This is a genomic window from Paenibacillus kobensis NBRC 15729, assembly GCF_004000825.1.
GTDB lineage: Bacteria > Bacillota > Bacilli > Paenibacillales > Paenibacillaceae > Paenibacillus_T > Paenibacillus_T kobensis.
The window spans coordinates 19,631-27,624 of the sequence record NZ_BILZ01000066.1; the positions used below are offsets into that span (position 1 = coordinate 19,631).

The 7,994-nt window shown below is 50.6% G+C and carries 6 protein-coding genes and 1 pseudogene; 5 read left to right on the forward strand and 2 right to left on the reverse strand.

The window, feature by feature from the left end; translation table 11 throughout:
• The first annotated feature begins 41 nt into the window (after positions 1-41).
• Both PKO01S_RS25015 and PKO01S_RS25020 read left to right on the forward strand, forming a co-directional pair.
• Positions 42-2,162, forward strand: a complete 2,121-nt coding sequence (locus PKO01S_RS25015; protein ID WP_127534176.1) for an ATP-binding protein — start codon at positions 42-44, stop codon at positions 2,160-2,162.
• 24 nt (positions 2,163-2,186) lie between these two features.
• Complete coding sequence (locus PKO01S_RS25020) at positions 2,187-2,819, forward strand: phosphatase PAP2 family protein (RefSeq protein WP_127534177.1); 633 nt, start codon at positions 2,187-2,189, stop codon at positions 2,817-2,819.
• A gap of 18 nt (positions 2,820-2,837) precedes the next feature.
• Here PKO01S_RS25020 and PKO01S_RS25025 read toward each other — a convergent pair whose 3' ends face one another.
• A complete protein-coding gene (locus tag PKO01S_RS25025) occupies positions 2,838-3,167 on the reverse strand; it encodes a helix-turn-helix domain-containing protein (RefSeq protein ID WP_127534178.1) in 330 nt (109 codons plus the stop codon).
• Positions 3,168-3,658: 491 nt separating this feature from the next.
• On the opposite strand from PKO01S_RS25025, the gene araA reads away from it, so the two are divergent.
• Both araA and map read left to right on the forward strand, forming a co-directional pair.
• Positions 3,659-5,149 carry an L-arabinose isomerase gene (gene araA, locus PKO01S_RS25030; protein ID WP_127534179.1) on the forward strand — a complete coding sequence of 497 codons (1,491 nt, stop codon included), beginning with the start codon at positions 3,659-3,661 and terminating at the stop codon, positions 5,147-5,149.
• 132 nt (positions 5,150-5,281) lie between these two features.
• A complete protein-coding gene (gene map / locus PKO01S_RS25035; protein WP_127534180.1) occupies positions 5,282-6,043 on the forward strand; it encodes a type I methionyl aminopeptidase in 762 nt (253 codons plus the stop codon).
• 139 nt (positions 6,044-6,182) lie between these two features.
• Here map and PKO01S_RS25040 read toward each other — a convergent pair whose 3' ends face one another.
• Positions 6,183-7,448, reverse strand: a complete 1,266-nt coding sequence (locus PKO01S_RS25040) for an MFS transporter (RefSeq protein ID WP_127534181.1) — start codon at positions 7,446-7,448, stop codon at positions 6,183-6,185.
• Positions 7,449-7,628: 180 nt separating this feature from the next.
• Here PKO01S_RS25040 and PKO01S_RS25045 point away from each other — a divergent pair.
• A pseudogene (locus PKO01S_RS25045) lies at positions 7,629-7,994 on the forward strand (hypothetical protein); the annotation flags it as partial.

Genomic DNA, 7,994 nt, shown 5'->3' on the forward strand with positions numbered 1-7,994 from the left:
TAGACTGTACATCATTCGACTAAACGCATCAAGGAGGAGCTATGATTCGTCGGCGTATATGGATTTTCGTCATTTTACTCATTGCAATCGTAATCGTTAATGTGGGGCTGCTCAATTCCTTCAACCCAGTCCATGGGGAAAAACGGCTGATCGCATCCAACGGCGTGCTTGATCTTCGGCAATGGAATTTCGAGAAGAAAGGGAACGTTCAGTTAGATGGAAGGTGGACGTTCTACGGAGGGGAATTGCTGGAGCCGAGTACAAGCTGGGATAACGGTGAACTGCGGGCTAGTTATGTGGACGTGCCTTCGTCATGGAACAGTTATACGGACGAGCCCGCGGTATCAGACGGTCTGGGGTACGGGACGTACCGGCTCATCGTTCGTGTCCCAGAGGGATTAGGTACGCTGTCGATTCGCGTACCGAATATTATTAGCTCCTACAAGCTATGGGTCAACGGAAGGTTGTTGGCTGAGGCTGGACATGTAAGCACGGATCCGTCCCTTTCGAAGCCGGAGCAATATCCGCGAGTCGTGTCGTTCGATGCTAGCAACGGCAAGGTGGAGCTGGTTGTGCAAGTTTCGAACTATAAGCACCGCAAGGGCGGAATATGGACCGGCTTTCTATTAGGCACAACGCAGAATGTAACACGATCCGAGATTATGTCGGTTGCCGAGCAATTGCTCATTATCGGCAGCCTGCTTATTATCGGCACCTACCATATTGGTCTGTATGCGTTGCGAAGACGAGAGCGGTTTACTCTGCCGTTCGGGCTCATGTGCCTAATGGTCGCGACACGCATGGCCGTAACCGGCGAGACGATCATTTTCCAGCGATTCCCGGATATGTCCTGGGAGCTCGGAATGCGTATCGAATATATCGCTTTCGCACTGAGCGGTGTTACGGGATATATATACATCTTAAGAATGTTCCCGGAGGACGGCTCGAAGCGGTTCTACCGGCTGTCCAATGTTGTGGGCACCATGCTCACCGTCGGTACGGCTCTATTGCCTACGCTCACGTTCACGAGGTTGTTGCCCATCTATCAGGCTTACATTGTTCTTGTTAGCGCCGCCTGCGTTTATGTGGTCGTTAAAGCACGTATTCGCAAGCAGGAAGGCTCGTCGTTGGTGCTGACCGGACTTTTATTTTTTATCGCGACGGTCGTCAACGATATGTTGTTCTACGGAGAGAGAGTCGTGTCCGTGCAGCTTGTACCGATCGGCATTACGTTCTTCATTCTTATGCAGTCGCTTATTCTGTCCAAGCGGTTCACCCATGCGCTGCGCAAGGTGGAGCTTGTCTCGGACGAGCTGCGGGAGCTGAACATGCATCTTGAGATTCGGGTCGAAGAGCGGACGAATGCGCTCCGGCAGTCCAATATGTCGCTTGAGCGGTCGAACGAAGAGCTGGAGAAGCTGGAGAAGTCGCGCCGGCATCTGTTATCCAATATTTCTCATGACCTGCGCACGCCGATGACGCTCGTTCAAGGCTATTTAGAGGCGATGCGCGACGGACTTGTCGAGGACAAAGAGATGCAGCGCAAGCATATGAACATGATGCTCGGCAAACTGACGCGATTGAACGGGCTCATCGACGATCTGTTCGAGCTGTCGAAGCTGGAGGCAGGGCAAGTCCGGTTCCATTTTGAGAAAGTATCGGTTCGCGGGTGGCTGGAATCGGTTCAATTGTCGTTCGAGACAGATGTCGAGAAGGACGGAGGCAGGCTCATCTGCCGTTACGAAGGTGAGCCGCTTAACGGGGCAGATGAAGCAAGTACAACAAGGCAGGACGATACTGCTGCGTGGATCGATATGGCACGAATGGAGCAGGTCATGTCCAATTTGATCTATAACGCGCTGCGGTATTTGCCTGCAGGTGATGCGAACAAGCAGATCATGATAGATGCTGCCGTTGACGACCAGCAATTTGCCATAATTGAGATTACGGATTCGGGAAGCGGAATAGACGAAGAAGATTTGCCGTACATTTTCGACCGTTTCTATAAGAAAGATAAATCTCGCAATTCTTCGGAAGCGGGAAGCGGGCTTGGACTGTCGATAGTGAAAGAAATCGTGCTTCAACATGGCGGGACGATCGCGGCTCGCAATAAAGCGGGGGCAGGGGCTTCTTTCCGCATTCAGTTGCCGCTTGCACAGTAATAAGACATTGGGGGAGAAGTAGGGATGAGAATTCGAATCGGAGCAGTTGTGCTCGGAGTCTGTGTGCTGCTGTTCATTATTATTGCAGCGGTGCTGCCAGAGTCGGGGCCGCTGATGATCGACGAGAAGGCGGCACAAGCCGTCCGGCACATGGCGGGGCATCAAGGGGAACAAGTATGGAAGGCGGTAACGGAACTAGGGTCTTCGACAATCATTATTGCGGCAGCGCTCGTGTATACCGCATGGTTAGGTTGGCGGTTGCGGTCAGCAGCTGTGCTGTGGATTCCGGCGGGCGGAGCAGCGGCTTACCTGCTGAATCAAGGTCTGAAGACATGGCTGGATCGCGAGAGACCAACCGGAGCGTGGGGAATCGAGTTCGATGGAGCTAGCTTTCCAAGCGGGAATGCGATGCTGGCAATGGCCGTATACGGTACGATGATGCTCTCGTTCCTGCTCTACACGAAAGCCGGCCGCGTTGCAAAATCAACCGCAGCCATTGTTGGCGTTGCCATAATCGTATGCGTTGGCTTCAGCCGGCTATTCTTTGGCGTGCATTATGTGACCGATATCATCGCGGGCTATGCTGCAGGAGGAGCTGTTATGATGGTGTCGTTATACCTGCTGGGTACATCAATCAAACGCAAGCAGCGGATATAATTTTCGATCATCCGGCGGTCATTCCGACTGCCGGATGACATCCATCATTTTCGTAATCGACTGTTTCCGTTTGTCTTGATCCATGTTGCTTAGAATACGAAAAATTTCGACAGTCTCCGGAGACATACCGGAGTCCGGCTTGCCTGATTCCCCTCCGATAATGTAATCGAGAGAGACTTCGAAATAAGCAGACAGCTTAATAAGCGTGTCGTATACCGGTTGTCGGTTGTTAATCTCATAATGGCTGTACGCTGAACGCGTTATGCCAATTTGCCGTGCCACCTCCTCTTGAGACAAATTTCTTCTTAGTCTTAGTTCCCTCAATCGATCTCCCATCGTCATGGTCATGTCATTACTCCTTACGGTAAGCTGCAGACTCGCTTTCATGTCATAGCCGATTTCGCGCACACCGGGGATAGGCTACAGGTACCCCGAAACAATCGTTCGCTACTATTTACTAATTTATGATACAAACTGTATCAATGTCAAGTTTTTGTGCGACAAATTGATTTAATTCCTAAATATTCGTATACGAAAGGCTTTTGACTGAATGATCAAGCAAATGTTGGAAGCGGTCAGCTATGTCGTAGAATTGTTATGCTGTTACCCACGAATGATCATATAACCGCTCCCGAATAAAGTCTTGAATCCGGGACTTATTGGTTGTACAATGACCATAGTTAACTTGTTCGTACAAGTTAATTCCTTTTGAAACTAAGTGTTTTATTTGTTTTCAGTGTGGTTCATATGAGGTTTGCAGGAATAATGTATGATTATGTACGTACAAGTAAGTTTGTAGTGTGATGACCATAATGATTCCGAGACGGAGGACTAATTCAATGTTAAAGACGAAACGTTATCAGTTCTGGTTTATTACAGGCAGTCAGCATCTGTATGGGCCGGAGACGCTTCAGCAGGTCGAGAACAATTCCAAGCACATCGTGGACAGCTTTAAGCAGGATCAATCGATTCCATACGAAATTGTTTACAAGCCTATAGTGAAAACGCCGAATGAAATTTACGAAGTATGCCAAGCGGCTACGGACGATCCGGACTGCGCAGGTGTCATCACATGGATGCATACCTTCTCGCCTTCGAAAATGTGGATTGCCGGCTTGTCCGCGCTCCGCAAGCCGCTTCTCCATCTGCACACGCAATTCAACCGGGATATCCCGTGGGATTCGATCGATATGGATTTCATGAACTTGAATCAATCCGCGCACGGCGACCGTGAACACGGATTTATCGGTGCACGAATGGGCGTGGCGCGCAAAGTGGTCGCGGGCCATTGGGAGAATGCAGGCGTTCGCGGTAAGATCGCAGGCTGGATGCGTACGGCGGCTGCAATTACGGAAAGCCGTTCGCTGAAAGTAGCCCGGTTCGGCGACAACATGCGGGAGGTAGCGGTTACCGAAGGCGACAAAGTCGAAGCGCAAATCAAATTCGGATGGTCGATTAACGGCTATGGCATTGGCGATCTGGTGGAACGCGTTAATGCCGTATCGGAGGAAGCGCTCGACCGCCTGATGGGCGAATATGAGACTACCTACACGATTTCGGACGAAGTCCGGGCGAACGCAGAATCCATGGAATCGATTCGTTATCAAGCGCGTATCGAACTTGCGCTGAAGTCGTTCCTCGAAGAAGGCGGCTTTACCGCATTCACGACGACATTCGAAGACTTGCATGGCATGAAGCAGCTTCCAGGTCTGGCCGTTCAACGTCTGATGGAGCAAGGCTACGGCTTCGCTGGCGAAGGCGACTGGAAGACAGCAGCGCTTACGCGGATGATGAAGATTATGGCGGATAACGAGGCAACTTCCTTCATGGAAGATTACACATACCATTTCGAGCCAGGCAACGAAATGATTCTTGGCGCGCACATGCTGGAAGTGTGCCCAACGATTTCGGCGACGAAGCCTCGCATTGAAGTCCATCCGCTTGGCATTGGCGGCAAGGAAGCGCCGGCACGCATTATTTTCGACGGAAAGTCCGGAACGGCTGTTAACGCATCGCTCGTGGATCTGGGAAGCCGGTTCCGCCTTATTATCAATGAAGTAGAAGCGGTTCAACCGGAAGCCGAGTTGCCGAAACTGCCGGTCGCACGCGTATTGTGGAAGCCGGCTCCTTCGCTGGCTGAATCGGCAGAAGCTTGGATTTATGCTGGCGGAGCTCATCATACCGTATTGTCGTATGTCATTACGACCGAGCAACTGGCGGATTGGGCGGAGATGGCGAATGTGGAGTGTGTCGTCATCGATCAAACGACGAATGTTCAGAAATTCCGCAGCGAACTTCGCTGGAACGATCTGTACTTCCGCCTTCGTTAATTGTCAGCGGACGTGACGGAATTGAGACGTTTGCGCCGAAATGATGGCATCAACAACCTCAATGGAGTATACTTCTACAATAGACGTGAATCGTATAATAACGACATCGGATTGTAGAAAGGATGTACCGTCATGATCGTAAGAACAGAGGAAGAATGGCAGGGACTGCGCGAGATCGGCGCGATCGTCGCTCATGTCCGCGATGCGCTTATAGCGCAAGTAAGAGAAGGCATTACGACGCTTGAACTCGACCAGTTGGGCGCTGAACTGCTGGCGAAGCACGGAGCGGAATCGGCACCGATCAAAATGTACGATTTTCCGGGCCATACATGTATAAGCGTCAATGAGACGGTTGCGCACGGTATTCCAGGCGACCGGGTGTTGCAAGCCGGCGATATCGTCAACGTCGACGTCTCTGCATATAAGAACGGATTCTATGCTGATACTGGGGCAACAACCGTCGTGCAGCCGGATTCGTCACCGATCAAACAACGGCTTATCGAATGTGCGGCACTCGCTGTTGATGTCTCGATTAAGAAGGCTCGCGCCGGCGCGAAGCTGAATTCGATCGGCGCAGCTGTGTACCGCGAGACGCGCAAGCGCGGATTCTATATCGTACAGAACCTGACCGGACACGGAATCGGAAGGTCGCTGCATGAGGAACCGGAACATATTGTGAGCTACTATGATCCGGATGACACGACGCTTCTGGAAGATGGTCAAGTCATTGCGCTCGAATCGTTCGTCTCGACCGGTGCGGAACAAGTTTCGCAGGGAGACGACGGCTGGGCGCTGCAGACGGACGATGGAAGCTTCGTTGCCCAATTCGAGCATACGGTCGTTGTCACGAAGGATAAAGCGGTCATTTTGACGCTGGGCGGTCAGCTGGATTAGCACTTCATATCGAAATCAATTTGTCTAAATAGCGTAGTAAATAGGAACAAGGGCGCTCATTAAGTCGTGAAGAAGACTTAGTGAGCGCCCTTTATGTTGTTCATGTATAATCCAGGACGTGATGTTCAACGTTGTTAAATTATCGGTTTGAAACGGAGGCGCTTACAGCTGAAGCGTACTTGGTGCTCAATTCTAACTTGAACATGAGCGAGATGACGGCGGTCGCGATAAGGAAGAAGACGCCGGATAGAACGTACATCGTTACAAGCGGAACGAAGGTGCTTAGCCAACCCGACAGCATGATCATAAGGAGCATCGTACCCATGAATACGGGACCGAATATGCCATTTACGCGGCCGACGTAGCCTTCTTCGGTGGATTTCATGACAATTGTATTAATGCCGACTTGTATGAACGGTTGAACGAAGCCGCGGACGAATTGCATGACAAGAGAAAGGTTGAAATTCATCGAGAGTCCGGTTCCTACGACAGAGAAAGCGCTGATCAGGTTGCCGATGGCCAATATTTTTTGTGACGATACCCGCTTCGAGATGCCGACGACTAGCGCTCCTCCGGCGACCATAGCAATGACGTTCGCAACCGAGAACCATTGATAGTATTCTTTATCGAGCTGCAGACGGTCGACGACAAGGAAGATGCCAAGCGGCTGAATGATGCCGACAGCAAGTCCGCCTAGCGCGAAGGCAATGCCCAGCAGTCTTAGCACCGGATGAACGAAGACATACCGGAAGCCGTCTTTCAGTTCTTGAAGTACGGGCGGTTTGTTCTTAACTGATGCCGCAGCACGGTCAGGCGGCAGCATGGCAAGCATTGCGGCCGACAACAAGAAGGAAATGCCGACAAGTCCGATCGAGACATAGATGCCGAACGTCGAGAATACGAGCGTGCCGATTGCAGGGCCGATTACCATGAATAACGAAATGATCGCTTGGTACATCGCCATGCCGGTTTGTACTTGTTCTTCCGGTACATGCTGCTTGAACAACTTCATGCCTGAAGGTTGAGAAAATTGAGACAAGATCGACGAGATGAGCGTAGTGAAAAATATAGCCCGCCACGAGCCGCCAATTAAAGCTAGCAGAACGATGAGGACGGAGAGGGCGCTGAGCAAGTCGCAGTTCACCATCGTCTTCTTCGGCCGCCACCGGTCCGCGAACGTACCTCCGATTACGGAGAAAATAAAGATAGGCGTGTACTCCGCGACATAGATCCATGAAACCGCTACCGAATCGTTATTCGTCTGTTCCATGACATATAGCAGTACGGCGAAATTGCGCGTCCAGACTCCCATTTGGAGAAAGAAGCTGGACATCAGAATGACGCGAATAAATTTGTTGCCGAAAAAATTTCCGAATGATGCGATAGATCGGGATAAGGACGACATCGATTCAATCACTCCAGTCATAGAGTCGGTTTTCGAGGATCTCGAACATCGTACCATCTTTACGCTATGTTAACAATATTAGTCTACTACTATTAATATTGGCTACAAATCCAAACTTGACAACTTAGTTTAACGAATATACGATCTAACCAAGCTTGAACGAAAGGTGGTGATATGACGTTGGATGAAGAGGTAAATCGATTGAAGAAGCTTATTTTTCAGTTGTTGATGACCTCTGAAAGCCGTACAACCGATTTGTTGGAACTTATCGTGTCAGATACGATGAGGGCCGTCATCGTGAAGCAGGAGCAATCCGGCTCGACGTATGAGCTGAGGGAATCTTATCTGATCGCAGAGTCAAACTGGTTGCCCGTGTCGCAAAATTTGGTGATTCTATATCCGGAACGAATACCAGAGCCTATATACCGGCGAATCGTCCATGACGGCGAAGGAATCGGCCATGTCCTTCGGTCGACGCAAGTGCCGAACCGGCGCGAATTGATTCATTACGGCTGGCGAAGCCCCCATGAAGTTGTCGATTTGTTC